The sequence below is a fragment of the Lelliottia jeotgali genome (assembly GCF_977070485.1).
In genome coordinates this window covers 147,790-161,883 of the sequence record NZ_CDRVFO010000004.1, presented here as the reverse complement: position 1 = coordinate 161,883, position 14,094 = coordinate 147,790, and the positions used below count along the sequence as shown (strand labels likewise).

The window sequence follows — 14,094 nt, the reverse complement described above, 5'->3', positions numbered from 1 at the left end:
CTTGGTCGCGGGCATGAGCCGAAATGGTATCCCATAGACTATCGTGGTAGCCATGGCTCCCTGTCGATGAGGCACCATGGCACTGCACCGCCTGACCCGCACCCACCCCCGCCTGAGCTTCGCCGCGCTGGTCGGTATCCTTGGCGCGTGGCTGATCCCTGCCAGCGACATCGTGCAACGCATCCTCGCTGGCTGGAACCTGGGGGTCTGGCTTTACTTGCTGCTGGTGCTTTGGCTGACCTGGCGAGCAACGCCCGAGAAGGTCCGTGAGGTCGCTCAGGTCGAGGACGAAAACGCCGGCCTGGTGCTCTTCACCGTGTGCATTGCCGCCATTGCCAGCCTTGCGGCAGTCACCCTGCAACTGGTTTCAAGCCGCGGTCTGCAGGGCAGTGACCAAGCCCTGCATTACCTGTACACCGGCTTGACCGTGGCGGGCTCCTGGCTACTGATCGGGTGCATCTTCACGCTGCACTATGCCCGGCTGTTCTACAACAGCGCCCCTGAGGCACCCGCGTTGCGCTTCGCCGACGGTGAACGCAACCCGGACTACTGGGACTTCCACTACTTCTCGTTCACCATCAGCGTCGCGGTGCAAACATCCGACATCGGCGTAAGCAGCCGGGGTATGCGCAGGGTGGTACTGGCACATTCACTGGTAGGCTTCGTGTTCAACACGGCAATTCTCGGTTTCACCATCAATATTGCTGCCGGCCTGCTCGGCTAGTACCCGCCGGGCGCAGGCACCAATCCGGCAACACACCTTTTCCAGCTGCTCGGCCGCCAGCACCAGCCCCATGCGCACATGCCCCGCCCCGCTGGGCCCGAAGGCATCACCCGGCAGCAGTGAAACGCCCTCCTCTGTCAACAGCCGCTGGGCGAAGGCCTGGGCGCTCAGCCCGGTTTCGCGGATATCAAGCATCACGAACATGCCTCCCGCCGGCCGATGGGCGCGCACCCCCGGACAATTGTCCAAGGCCCTGCACACCAGGTCGCGCCGCTCCCGGTAGGCCTCGCGCATCTGTTGTACCGCAGGCAAATCATGCTCCAGCGCCACACAAGCCCCCTGCATGACAAACTCTGGCAAGCCAAACAACATGGTCATGGCCAGGTTGGCCAAGTGCGCGGTAAGCGCCGGGGGGCCAACCACCCACCCCACGCGCCAGCCGCTCATCGCATGCGACTTGGACACGCTGTCAATGATCACGCAACGCTCGCGCATGCCGGGCAATTGCGCGGGGGCAACCGCTTCGCCGTCGTACAGCAGGCCACTGTAGACCTGATCGCACACCAGCCACAGATCATGGTCGCAACAAAGCTGCGCGAGCTGCACCATGTCCTCAGGGGAGATGGCGCAGCCGGTCGGATTGTGCGGTGTGTTCAGCAGCAGCCCGCGGGTACGCGAGGTTATTGCTTGCGCCACGGCCTGCGGGTCGAGCCGAAAGCCCTGCTCCGGGCTTACCGCCACCTGTACCGGTTGTGCCCCGCAAGCGCCGAATACACCGTGGTAAGTGACATACATGGGCTCGGCGACGATCACTTCGTCCCCAGCTCCGAACAGGCATTGGCAGACGGCATATAGCGCACACTGTGCGCCAGCGAGCACCATTACCTGCTCGACACTGACCTCGGGGCCGGTGCGGCGTGCAATCGCCTGGCGCAGTGCCAGGCTGCCACGTACATCGCTGTAATGAGTGTCGCCGCGGCGCAAGCTGCTGACCGCAGCTTCAACGATGGCCGTAGGCGTGTCGAAGTCAGGATCGCCCACCGACAACAGGAAAATCTCGCGGCCTTCGCGACGCAGGGCCTGTGCCTGATAGTGGATGTCCCAGGCGGCAGCGGTTTCACCGGCGATGCGTTGAGTGAGCCTGGAATAGCGCATGACTGTCTCCCTGTCTGCCCAGCTCGCACCGCTCGTCCGAAAACGATGTGCGCCGAATGCAGTTAAAAATAGCAGAACCCTGCGGCACTTCTGGCACCACTTGCCAAGGAAAACGTTTGCTTGGCCATTTGCCCCCAAACGGCGAACGCCCGATGTTTGTGACGGAGGTCAAGCGTGAGTGGATTTGTCGTATTTTCGGCAGAACAGCGGCCCGTCGGGTGCTATCTTTAGGTTCCCGGCAGCCGCGCTCGCGGTCCCACCGATCACCGCGTCCAGGTAAGGACAAGGAGGCTGGCATGAACAAGATGACGTTCCCCAACGCCTGCCAGGTGATGCGCTGGCACTTCCACCCGCTGGGCTTCGAGGCCACCATGGATGCGCCACGCAGCATGATCGCCCGCCTGTTCGACCGTGCCACGGGCGAAACCTTGCTGGCGATTGCCGGCATCCCCTGCACTGCGATCATGGCGGCCGCTGATGTCGAACGCATCATTGAGGCGGTAGAAGCTGAAATGGATGCCTTTGTACCGGTTCTCGCCCTGCGTGACGCCGGCTAGGCGACCACCTCCGGGTTTTGCTGCAATACCTGCAATGTCCCCATGAACTGCTCGGCCGGCACCGGTTGACCCAGCAGGTAACCCTGCAGCGAATCACAGCCCAGACGCGTCAGGAAGTCCTGCTGCCCGCCGGTCTCCACACCCTCGGCAACAATACGCAAGCCCAGCGCCTGGCCCAATGCAACGATGGCCGAGACAATGGCTGCGTCGTCGCTGTCCTGCTCCAGGTCGCGGACGAAACCGCGGTCAATCTTCAGCTCGTTGGCGGGCAAGCGCTTGAGGTACATCAGGCTCGAGTAGCCGGTACCGAAGTCATCGATGGACAGGTCCACCCCCATGTCGGACAGCCGCTGCAGCACCGCCAGGCTGGCATCGGCATCATGCATCGCAGTGGTTTCGGTGATCTCCAGGGTCAGGCAGTTGGCTGGCAGGTGATTGTCGCGCAGGGCGCGGGCAACGCTGTCAACCAGACCGGCATGGCAGAACTGGATCGCGGACAGGTTGACCGCCATGCGCCAGTTTTCATACCCCTGGTCAAGCCATTGGCGCATCTGCCGGCAGGCCTCGTCCAGCACCCACTCGCCAATCGGGATGATCAGGCCGGTTTTTTCTGCCAGGCCAATGAAGCGGTCCGGCAGTAGCAGCCCGTGCTGCGGATGCTGCCAGCGCAACAAAGCCTCGGCGCCGATCGGCTGGCAAGCCTGCGCGGCGAACTTGGGCTGGTAATGCAAGCGGAACTGACGTTGCTCCAGGGCCATGCGCAGGTCCTGCAGCAGTTGCAACTGCTGGCGGGCATTGCTGTTCATGGAAGCATCGAAGAAGCTGTAGCCATTCTTGCCGGCGCTCTTGGCGTGATACATGGCAGCATCCGCGTTGCGCAGCAACTCTAGCTGGTCTTGGCCATTACCCGGATACAGGACAATGCCAAGGCTCGCCGTCAATTGCAGGTCATGCTCGGCCACGCGGAACGCCCGCGACACCAGGTTGACCTGTTTGACTGCAACATCCATGGCATCTGCGGGCTCCTGCAGTTCCACCAGCAACACAAACTCATCGCCGCCAATGCGCGCCAGTGTGTCCTGGCTGTGCAAGTGGCCGCGCAAGCGTGCTGCCACCGCCTTGAGCAGCAGGTCGCCCACATGGTGACCAAACGCATCATTGACTGGCTTGAAGCCGTCCAGGTCGATGAACATCAGCGCAAAACAACCGCCCTGCTCCGCCACCTTGCCGATCGCCTGCTCGATACGGTCGGAAAGCAGCGTGCGATTGGGCAGGCCGGTCAGCGTGTCATGTAGCGCCAGTTGCGTCAGTTCCTGGTTGGCGAGGGTCAGCGAACGCGCAAGCTCCGCAGTGCGTGCCTCCAGGCGCGCATCGAGCACCGAGGTCAGCAACGCCACTGCGAGCACCGCCAAGGTAGTGATCAGAACCAGATAGACCAGCCCGTCACCTTGCAACCCGTCTGGCAGGGCACCACAGAAACTGCCCTGAGGGAAGTTGGCTGCGGCCATCCCGGTGTAGTGCATGCCAACGATGGCAACGCCCATCAGCACAGCCGCCAGCCCACGGACCTGGCGCACGTAAGGGGTATGCTGGCGCAACCGGAAGGCAATCCACAACGCTGCCGCCGATGCGCCCACTGCGATCGCCAGCGAGGCGCCAAACAGCGTCGGGTCGTAGTCGATACCCGGTAGCATGCGCAACGCTGCCATACCGGTGTAATGCATGCAACTGATGCCGGCCCCCATGAACAGTGCGCCAAACGCCAGTTGCAGCCACGGCAGGCTCGGTTGGCTCACCAGCCATAGGGCAAACCCCGAAGACAGCACGGCGATCAGCAATGAGAAGGCGGTCAGGCCAATGTCATAGCCCAGTTCGACTGGCAGGCTGAAGGCAAGCATGCCGATGAAGTGCATCGACCAGACGCCGATACCCATCGCCAACGCTCCACCGCCCATCCAAAGGTGCACCGCCCTGCCTTGGGCGGTAGCGATGCGGCCGGTCAAATCGAGGGCGGTATAGGAGGCAAGGATGGCCACGCACAGTGAGATCAGCACCAGCGAAGAAGAGTAACTACCGGTCAGCATTGAGAGTTCCAGCGACGGGACAGGGGGGGCCCGAAAAAGCTGACGATTGTACTCAAGCTTTGGCGAAACGCACGGGGTTTCTGAATACGAAAATGGATCCAAAACCTGGCTGGATAGGCCACGAGTTGCGCCATAGAGCGTCTGGATGAACCAGTGATATCAAAATGCCACTTGTCGACTTTCCATCCGCCCACAAGGGCAGATAGAAAACCCGTTGATGCATGCCCGGGCGGCCACCTCTCCAAGCAAGGCCGCTCCCACAGGGGTTGCCGAACAGATCAGGGTTTTAGCACAGGCCTGCCTTCACTCTTGCCCGGCAAACGCCTGCTCGGCATCCCAACCGCCGCCCAGCGCAGCAATCAGTTGCACGCTGGCCACCAGCCGGCCCTGCAACAGGTTCAACACACTGCGCTCATTGCTCAGCGCCGTGGTCTGTACATTGACCACGTCCAGATAACCGATCAGCCCGGCCCTGTACTGGTTGTCGGTCAGGCGCAACGACTCACGCGCGGCATCCAGAGCTTCCTGGCGTACGACCGCCTCGTCGCCGTAAACCTTGAGCTGCACCAGATAGTTCTCGACTTCCTTGAAGCCGTCGAGCACGGTCTGGCGGTACTGCGCCACGGTCTGGTCGTATACGGCGACAGTGCGGTCAACCTCGGCGCTACGCTTTCCAGCATCAAAGAGGGTCAGCGCCAATTGCGGCCCTACCGACCAGTAACGGTTGGGCAACTGAATCCAGTCATTGAAGGTACTACTGGAATAGCCACCGCTCATGCTCAGGCTCAAGTCCGGGAAATAGGCGGCCCGTGCAACGCCGATATTGGCGTTGGCGGCCATCACGTTGCGTTCGGCCGAAGCGATGTCCGGGCGGCGCTCCAGCAGTTGCGACGGCAGGCTTACCGGAATCTGCGGCAAGGCCGGAATGCTTTTGCTGTCGGCGAGGGCAAACTCCGCTGGTGCCTTACCCAGTAGCACAGCGATGGCGTTTTCGAACTGTGCACGCTGCCAGACCAGATCTATCAGATCGGCTTGGGTAGTCTTGAGCTGGGTGCGGGCCTGGGCCACTGCGTCGGGGCCGGAGACGCCTGCACGGTACTGGTTCTCGGTCATGCGCAGCGAACGTTCATACGTCGCGACGGTGGCCTCCAGAAGGCGCTTCTGCTCATCGATAACGCGCAACTGCAGGTAATTCTGCACCAGCTCAGACTGCTGGCTGAGGCGGATTGCGGCAAGGTCGGCGAAACTTGCTTCGGCACTGGCCTCATTGGCGTTCATGGTCTCGCGCAACTTGCCCCACAGGTCGATTTCCCAGCTCACGCCGAGCTGCGCGTTGTAAGTGTTGCGAATGCCGCTGCTGTTGTTGGAAAGGCTTGAGCTCGAACTGCCGGTGCCCTGGGCCGAGCGGTTCTTGCTGGTAGTCAGGTCCAGGCTTGGGAACAACGACGCACGGCTGCTACGCACCAGCGCTTGGGCCTGGCGGTACTGGGCTTCGGCCTGAGCCACACTCTGGTTGCTGCGGTTGAGCTCCTCGACCAGAGCGTTGAGCCCTGAGTCGCCATAGATTTCCCACCAGGCGCCACGGGCGATGGCATCGGACGGGTTGGCCTGGGTCCAGCCCTCGGCCTGTTTGAACTGCGCCGGCGTGCTCAGCTCCGGGCGATGATAGTCCGGGCTCAGGGTACAGGCGCTTAACAGCGCCGCGCACAAACCGGCACCGACCAGGCGTGAACCACGCCCGCGGGTCAGCAGTTGCAGGGCACGGTGGAGTGGAGACTGGGCAAAGTTCATAGCGGGGTATCCAGAGCGGCATCGGTGCGCACGCCGCGCCAATGGTTGAATCGGTGGCGCAGGCGGTCGAGGTACAGGTACACCACCGGCGTCGTATACAGGGTCAGGACCTGGCTGAAGACCAGGCCGCCAATGATGGTCAGGCCCAGCGGCTGGCGCATTTCCGCACCCTCGGCGCGACTGAGCAGCAGTGGCAAGGCGCCAAGCATGGCCGCCAGCGTGGTCATCAGGATCGGCCGCAGGCGCAGCAGGCAGGCACGGCGGATCGACTCTTCCGGCGTCAGCCCCTGATGGCGCTCCAGTTGCAGCGCCAGGTCGATCATCAGGATGGCGTTCTTCTTCACCACGCCAATCAGCAGGAACAGGCCCAGCAGCGAGATCAGGCTGAACTCGCCCCCAGTGACGTAAAGCGCAAGCAAGGCACCCACGCCAGCCGAAGGTAAGGTCGAGAGGATGGTCAGCGGGTGAATGTAGCTTTCATACAGTATGCCCAGCACCAGATACACCAGCACCAACGCGCCAAGAATCATGAACGGCTGGCCCTGCTGGGTCTTGGCAAAGGCGTCTGCCGTGCCGCCCAGCTTGGCAATCACTTCCTCGGGCAGGCCCAGCTTGGCCACCGCCCGTTCCACCGCGGCCATGGCCTGGTCGGGGCTGTAGCCTTCGGCAACGTCGAAGGCGATGTCTTCGGCAGCGAATTGGCCCTCATGGCTGACCCGATCGTTTGCCAGGCTGTTCTCGTAATGGGCGATGGTCGACAAGGGTACGCGCGCCCCGTCACTGGTGATCACCTGCACCTGCTCCAGGCTACTCGGGTCCCAGGCGTATTTCGGGTTGATCTCCAACACCACCTGGTACTGGTTGAGGCTGTCGTAGATGGTCGAGATCTGCCGCTGACTGTAAGCGTTGTTCAGAACGGTGGTGACCATGTCCATGTCGATACCCAGGCGCTTGGCCTGGTCGCGATCGACCACCAATGTCACCTGCTGGGTACCGGAGCCGTCGCGAGCATCGATGGCGGTCAGTTCGGGCAGCGCGCGCATGGCTGCGACCACCTTGGGGAACCACTGGCGCAACGCTGCCAGATCGCCGCTCTGCAGGGTGTACAGGTACTGCGACGAGGTCTGGTCACGGCCACCGCCGCCCAGCTGCAGGTCCTGATCAGCCATCAGGAACAGCCGTCCGCCAGGTACCTTGGGCATTTCCTTGCGCAAGCGCTCGATGACTTTCTGCGCATCGATCTTGCGCTCGCTGATCGGTTTCAGGCGCACCAGCACCATGGCGTTGTTGGTACCACTGTTGCCACCAATGAAACCGGCAACACTCTGCACGGCCGGGTCGGCCAGCAAGGCACGGCGGTAGATTTCCATCTTCGGCTGCATCACGGTGAACGACAGCCCGTCGTCACCGCGGATGAAGCCCATCAGCTGGCCGGTGTCCTGCTGCGGGATCAGCGTTTTCGGTACGACCACATACAGCACGATGTTCAGCCCGATGGTCGCCAACAGGCTGATCAAGGTCAGGCGCTTGTGGCGAAGGGCCCAACTCAGGCTGCGATCGTAACCTTCGACCATGCGCTTGTGCACATTGTCGCTCCAGCGCTGCAGGCGCGTCTGTTCGGCGCGGTGGGGCTTGAGCCAGCGGGCACATAGCATCGGGGTCAGGGTCAGCGAAACCACCAGCGAGACGATGATCGCCGCCGCCAGGGTAATCGAGAACTCCTGGAACAGGTTGCGAACGATGCCGCCCATGAACAGGATCGAAACGAACACCGCAACCAGCGAGACGTTCATCGACAGCAAGGTGAAGCCGACTTCCTTGGCGCCGAGGAACGCCGCACGCATCGGCGGCTGGCCGTCCTCTATATGCCGCGAAATGTTTTCCAGCACCACGATCGCATCGTCCACCACCAGGCCTGTGGCCAGGATCAACGCCATCAGCGACAGGTTGTTCAGCGAAAACCCGCACAGGTACATCACCGCGAAGGTACCCACCAGCGATACCGGTACCGCCAGGCTGGGGATCAACGAGGCGCGCAGGCTGCCGAGGAACAGGTAGACCACGAGGATCACCAGCACCACGGCGATCAGCAGCGTGTGCTCGGCTTCCTTGAGGGTGGCCTTGATGACCGGCGAACGGTCCATGGCCACGTTCAGCTGCACACTGGCCGGCAGCAGCGACTGCAGGGCCGGCAACTGCGCGTGGATCTGGTCGACGGTCTCGATGATGTTGGCGCCGATCTGACGGTTGACCACCAGCAGCACGGCACTCTGATCGTTGAAAAAGCCGCTGTTGTAGCGGTTCTCGACGCTGTCTGTGATGGTCGCCACGTCGGCCAGGCGCAGTATCGTGCCGTTCTGCTGACGGATCACGATCGGTTCGTAATCCTTGGCTTTTTCCAGCTGGTCGTTGGCCCGTACTTGCCAGTTACGCTGGCTGTCCTCGACGAAACCCATCGGCCGGCGCTGGTTGGCGTTGGCCACCGCAGTACGCACTTCGTCCAGGGCCAGGCTGTACTGGTTGAGCAGTTGCGGCTCGACGGAAATGCGCACAGCCGGCAGCGAACTGCCGCCGATCTGTACTTCCCCTACCCCACTTACCTGAGCCAGGCTCTGCGACAGTATGGTGTCAGCCAGATCGTACAGCTGGCCCTTCTGCAACACGTCCGAGGTCAGCGACAGCACCATGATCGGCGCCTGTGACGGGTTGAGTTTCTTGTAGGTCGGCATGCTGCGCATGCCGCTGGGCAGCAGGTTGCGGGTGGCGTTGATCGCCGCCTGCACCTCGCGCGCGGCGCCGTCGATGTCCCGGCCTTGCTCGAAGCCGATGATCACCCGGGTCGAGCCCTGGTTGGAGCTACTGGTCAGGGTGGTGACACCGGCGATACTGCCAAGCTTGCGTTCCAGCGGCGTGGCTACCGTGGAGGCCATCACCTCAGGGCTGGCGCCAGCCAGGTTGGCTTGAACCACGATCACCGGGAAGTCCATCTGCGGCAACGGCGAAACCGGCAGCAGGCCGAAGCTGACGCCACCAAGCAGCATGATTGCCAGGCTCAGCAGCATGGTCGCCACAGGCCTGCGAATGAAAGGGCCGGAGAGGTTCATGCCTCGGCCTGCGTCGCTTCAGTGGCCGGGCGCCAGCGCCGAGCCAGGCGGTCGAAGAACAGATAGATGACCGGCGTTGTGAACAGGGTCAGCACCTGGCTTACCAGCAAGCCGCCGACCATGACCAGCCCCAGTGGCTGGCGCAACTCTGCACCGGAACCTGTGGCCAGCATCAGCGGTACCGCGCCGAACAGCGCAGCCAGGGTGGTCATCAGGATCGGCCGGAAACGCAGCAGCGCCGCCTGGTAGATCGCGTCGTGCGGGCTCATGCCTTGATTGCGCTCGGCCTCAAGGGCGAAGTCGATCATCATGATCGCGTTCTTCTTGACGATGCCGATGAGCAGGATGATGCCGATGATGGCGATCATGCCCAGGTCGTTGCCGCTGAGGATCAACGCCAGCAAGGCACCTACCGCCGCCGACGGCAAGGTCGAGAGGATGGTGATCGGGTGAATGTAGCTCTCGTAAAGCACGCCGAGCACGATGTACATGGTCACCACGGCCGCCAGAATCAGCAGCAAGGTGCTCGACAGGGACGCCTGGAAGGCCTCGGCAGCCCCCTGGAAGCGGGTCTGCACGCCGATGGGCATGCCGATCTCCTGCTGGACCTGCTCGATCACCTTGACCGCTTCGCCCAGAGACGCACCATGCGCCAGATTGAACGACATCATCACCGCGGGGAACTGGCCGATGTGTGAAATCGCCAGCTGCGCCTGACGCTGCTCGATGCGCGCCAGTGCCGACAGGCGCACCTGACCACCGTCACTGGCCTTGACGTGGATCGACTCCAGCGCCTGCGGGCCGATGCTTGCTGCATCGCGCGACTGCAGCACCACCCGGTACTGGCTGGCCTGGGTGTAGATGGTCGAAATCTGCCGCTGGCCGAAGGCGTCATACAGGGCGTTGGTGATTTGCGACACATCGATGCCCAGGCGGCTGGCCATGTCACGGTCGATCACCAGGTACACCTGCAGCCCCTTGTCCTGCAGGTCGCTGGCCACATCCTGCAGTTCCGGCCGCTGTTGCAGGGCGTTGACCAGCTTGCCGCTCCACTGCGCGAGCAAGTCGGCGTCGGGAGAGGACAGGCTGAACTGGTACTGGGTGCGGCTGACCCGATCCTCGATGCTCAGGTCTTGCACCGGCTGCATGAACAGGCGGATGCCGACCAGCTTGTCGAGCTGAGGCTGCAAACGGCTGATCACCTCGCCGGCCGTCACGTCGCGCTCGCCGTGGGGCTTGAGGTTGATCAGCAGGCGACCACTGTTGAGCGTGGCATTGTCACCGTCCACACCGATGTAGGACGACAGGCTCTGCACGGCCGGATCCTGCAGGATTATCGTACTCAGCGACTGCTGGCGCTCGCTCATGGCGGCGAACGAGGTGGACTGCGGGGCTTCGGAGATACCCTGGATCACCCCGGTGTCCTGCACCGGGAAGAAGCCCTTGGGTACCACCATGTACAGGAAAACGGTCAGTGCCAGGCTGGCGACCGCCACCAGCAAGGTCAGCGGCTGGTGCCGGAGCACCCATTGCAGGCCACGGCCGTAGTGCTCGATCAGCCAGTCGATCCAGGCACCACTGGCGCGGTAGAAGCGGCCTTGCTCTTCCTGCTTGGGTTCACGCTTGAGCAGGCGAGCGCACATCATGGGTGTCAGGGTCAGCGAAACTACCAGGGAAATCAGGATAGCCACCGCCAGCGTGATGGCGAATTCGCGGAACAGCCGGCCCACCACATCGGCCATGAACAGCAGCGGGATGAGCACGGCAATCAGCGAAAAGGTCAGGGAGATCAGGGTGAAACCAATCTGCCGCGCGCCCTTGAGCGCAGCCTGCATGGGCGTCTCGCCCTCCTCGATGTGCCGCGAGATGTTCTCCAGCATGACGATGGCGTCATCGACCACAAAACCGGTGGCGATGGTCAGGGCCATCAAAGTCAGGTTGTTGATCGAGAAGCCGGCCAGGTACATCACGCCGAAGGTGCCGATCAGCGACAGCGGCACGGCAATTGACGGAATGATGGTGGCACTGACGCGGCGCAGGAAGACGAAGGTCACCATCACCACCAGAACGATGGCGATCAGCAGTTCGTGCTGTACATCCTTGACCGCGGCGCGGATGGTCTGGGTGCGGTCGGTCAACACCGACACCTCGAGGCCGGCGGGCAGGTTGTCGGTGATCGACGGCAGCAGGTCCTTGATGCGGTCGACCACCTCGATGACATTGGCACCGGGCTGGCGCTGGATGTTCAGCAGTACCGCCTGGTTCTGGTTGGCCCAGGCAGCGAGGCGTTCGTTCTCGGCTCCGTCGACGATTTCGGCGACGTCCTTCAGGCGCAGCGGCGCACCGTTGTTGTACGCCAGGATCAGGTTGGCGTACTCCTCGGGGGAACGCAGCTGGTCATTGGCATCGAGCATCGACACCCGGGTCGGGCCATCGAAGTTGCCCTTAGGCTGGTTGACATTGGAGGCGCCGACCAGGGTACGCACGTCAGCAAGGTTCAGACCATTGGCGGCCAACGCATCGACGTTGACCTTGATGCGCACAGCCTGGCGCTGGCCACCGGCGATGCTGACCATACCCACGCCGCCGATCTGCGCGAGCTTCTGTGCCACGCGGGTGTCGACCAGGTCGTTGAGCTTGGGCAGCGGCATGGTCTTGCTGGAAATGGCCAGGGTCAACACCGGGGTATCGGCAGGGTTGACCTTGTTGTACACCGGTGGTGCCGGCAGGTCGCTGGGCAACAGGTTGCTGGCGGCGTTGATCGCAGCCTGTACCTGTTGCTCGGCAACGTCCATGTTCATGTCCAGGCTGAAGCGCAGAGTCAGCACCGATGCACCGCCAGAACTGGTCGATGCCATCTGGGTCAGGCCCGGCATCTGGCCGAACTGGCGCTCGAGCGGCGCGGTCACGGCGCTGGTCATCACCTGCGGGCTGGCCCCCGGATACAGGGTCATGACCCGGATGGTCGGGTAATCGACCTGCGGCAAGGCCGAAACCGGCAGCAGCTTGTAGGCGATCAGGCCGGCCAGCACGATGGCCAGCATGCTCAGCGTCGTGGCGACCGGGCGAAGGATGAACAGGCGCGACAGGTTCATGCGCCCGCCTTGCCTGCCGTTTCACCGGTCTGGGCCGAACCTTTGCCGTCCTGCCCCTGCAGGTGCTGGCCGGGGGTGGCCGGTACTTGCGAGCTGTCTTCGACCACTTCGACCTTGGAACCTTCGCGCAGGCGGTCGGTGCCTTCGAGCACCAGGCGATCACCTGCCTTGAGGCCTTCGAGGATCACACTGTTCTCACCGTCACTGGGGCCCACCTTGAGCTTGCGCACATTGACCGTGTTGTTGTCCGTGACGACATAGGCGAAGGTGCCGTCGTTGCCGAACTGGATGGCCGCCGCCGGTGCCATGACTACCTGCTTTAGGGTGTCGGCCAACAGGCGCACGTTGACGAACTGGTTGGGGAACAGCGCCATGTCCTTGTTCTCGAAGCGGCCTTTGAACTTCAGGGTACCGGTGGTGATGTCTATCTGGTTGTCGATGCTGGCCAGCACGCCAGTGGACTGTAACTTGCTGTCGCCGCGGTCCCAGGCCTCGACCGGCAGGCTGGCACCGCTGCGGTAACGTTCCAGCACGGTGGTCAGTTCGGTTTCCGGCAAAGTGAAGGCGACGCTGATCGGTTCGGTCTGGGTGATGACCACCAGGGCGGTAGTGTCATTGGCCGCCACCAGGTTGCCCAGGTCGAGCTGACGCAGGCCCACCCGACCACTGATCGGCGCACGGATCTGGGTGAAATCAAGGTTCAGGCGGGCATCGTTGACCTGAGCCTGGTTGGTTTTCACCAGCCCCTGGAACTGCGCCACCTGGGCTTCGGACGTATCGAGGGTCTGCTTGGCGATGCTGTCTTCGGCGTACAGGCCTTTATAGCGCGCCAGGTCGACTTGGGCGTTCTTGAGCTGCGCCCGGTTTTGCGCCAGCGTGCCTTCGGCCTGCTGCAGCGCGATGCGGTAGGAGCGCGGGTCGATCTCGGCCAGCAAGTCGCCAGCCTTGACCTGCTGGCCCTCCTTGAAGTGGATTTTCACCAGCTCACCGGCAACACGGCTACGCACGTTGACGGTATTGGTCGCGGTAACCGTGCCAAGCGCTTTGTAGTAGAGCGGAAAGTCGCCCACCCTTGCAGGTTCCACACGCACTGGCACCGCTTCGGTGGAGCCGCCGAAGCCGGGACGGCCCATGCCAATGCCCATGCCCTTGCCCGGGCGACCCCCGCCCGCTTCTTTTGGGGCGGGCGTTGCAGCGGGCCACAACCACCAGGCCAGCAGGGCCACCAGCAGCAGGATCAGCAGGCCAACGAGCCAGCGACGAGGGGATCGGGAGACGGAAACTCGCATGGGTTGAACGAACCTTGTTCGGAATGACGACTTGGGAAGGTGAACGATAAGCACTGGCACTCTTTTAGCAAAGGCCCTTTACCAGAGGTTTACCTTTGCCTGACGTTGCCAAGAGGCTGAACTTTAAATGAAAACGGCCCGGAAAGCGTTCCGGGCCGTTACAGGGTGTTGCTTGGAGAGGCAGCGTACTGAAGAGTTCCGAGGCCGAAACCGGGGATAAAGACCTTCGTTACGCTTGATGGCAGTCAGCTAAGCGACTTAGGGCCGCTTTACGGCCCTGACAAAGCCAGCTGAC

Annotated in this window: 8 protein-coding genes; 2 read left to right on the top strand and 6 right to left on the bottom strand. The window is 62.7% G+C overall.

Annotated elements, in window-relative coordinates:
* Window positions 1–76: 76 nt before the first annotated feature.
* Window positions 77–724 (top strand): DUF1345 domain-containing protein, encoded by a 648-nt coding sequence (locus tag ACW4TB_RS07885; protein ID WP_279931203.1) that lies wholly within the window; start codon window positions 77–79, stop codon window positions 722–724.
* On the opposite strand, the gene ACW4TB_RS07880 is transcribed toward ACW4TB_RS07885, so the two are convergent.
* A complete protein-coding gene (locus ACW4TB_RS07880) occupies window positions 650–1,879 on the bottom strand; it encodes a pyridoxal phosphate-dependent aminotransferase (RefSeq protein WP_012314646.1) in 1,230 nt (409 codons plus the stop codon). The genes ACW4TB_RS07885 and ACW4TB_RS07880 overlap by 75 nt on opposite strands.
* 296 nt (window positions 1,880–2,175) lie before the next feature.
* Between ACW4TB_RS07880 and ACW4TB_RS07875 the strand changes: the two genes are divergently transcribed.
* Window positions 2,176–2,436: a DUF1652 domain-containing protein gene (locus tag ACW4TB_RS07875; protein WP_012314647.1), complete on the top strand. Its 261-nt coding sequence runs from the start codon at window positions 2,176–2,178 to the stop codon at window positions 2,434–2,436.
* On the opposite strand, the gene ACW4TB_RS07870 is transcribed toward ACW4TB_RS07875, so the two are convergent.
* The 5 genes from ACW4TB_RS07870 to ACW4TB_RS07850 all read right to left on the bottom strand — a co-directional run bounded on the left by ACW4TB_RS07870 (window position 2,433) and on the right by ACW4TB_RS07850 (window position 13,799).
* Window positions 2,433–4,520, bottom strand: a complete 2,088-nt coding sequence (locus ACW4TB_RS07870) for a putative bifunctional diguanylate cyclase/phosphodiesterase (RefSeq protein WP_012314648.1) — start codon at window positions 4,518–4,520, stop codon at window positions 2,433–2,435. The two genes, ACW4TB_RS07875 and ACW4TB_RS07870, sit on opposite strands and share 4 nt — an antisense overlap.
* Before the next feature lie 303 nt (window positions 4,521–4,823).
* Entirely contained in the window at window positions 4,824–6,311 is a 1,488-nt protein-coding gene (locus tag ACW4TB_RS07865; protein ID WP_012314649.1) for an efflux transporter outer membrane subunit, read from the bottom strand.
* Window positions 6,308–9,415 carry an efflux RND transporter permease subunit gene (locus ACW4TB_RS07860; RefSeq protein WP_254465851.1) on the bottom strand — a complete coding sequence of 1,036 codons (3,108 nt, stop codon included), beginning with the start codon at window positions 9,413–9,415 and terminating at the stop codon, window positions 6,308–6,310. The genes ACW4TB_RS07865 and ACW4TB_RS07860 overlap by 4 nt, the downstream gene beginning before the upstream one ends.
* Complete coding sequence (locus ACW4TB_RS07855) at window positions 9,412–12,510, bottom strand: MdtB/MuxB family multidrug efflux RND transporter permease subunit (RefSeq protein WP_279931199.1); 3,099 nt, start codon at window positions 12,508–12,510, stop codon at window positions 9,412–9,414. Before ACW4TB_RS07855 ends, ACW4TB_RS07860 begins: the two co-directional genes overlap by 4 nt.
* Window positions 12,507–13,799 (bottom strand): MdtA/MuxA family multidrug efflux RND transporter periplasmic adaptor subunit, encoded by a 1,293-nt coding sequence (locus ACW4TB_RS07850; protein ID WP_254465853.1) that lies wholly within the window; start codon window positions 13,797–13,799, stop codon window positions 12,507–12,509. The genes ACW4TB_RS07855 and ACW4TB_RS07850 overlap by 4 nt, the downstream gene beginning before the upstream one ends.
* Window positions 13,800–14,094: the final 295 nt, after the last annotated feature.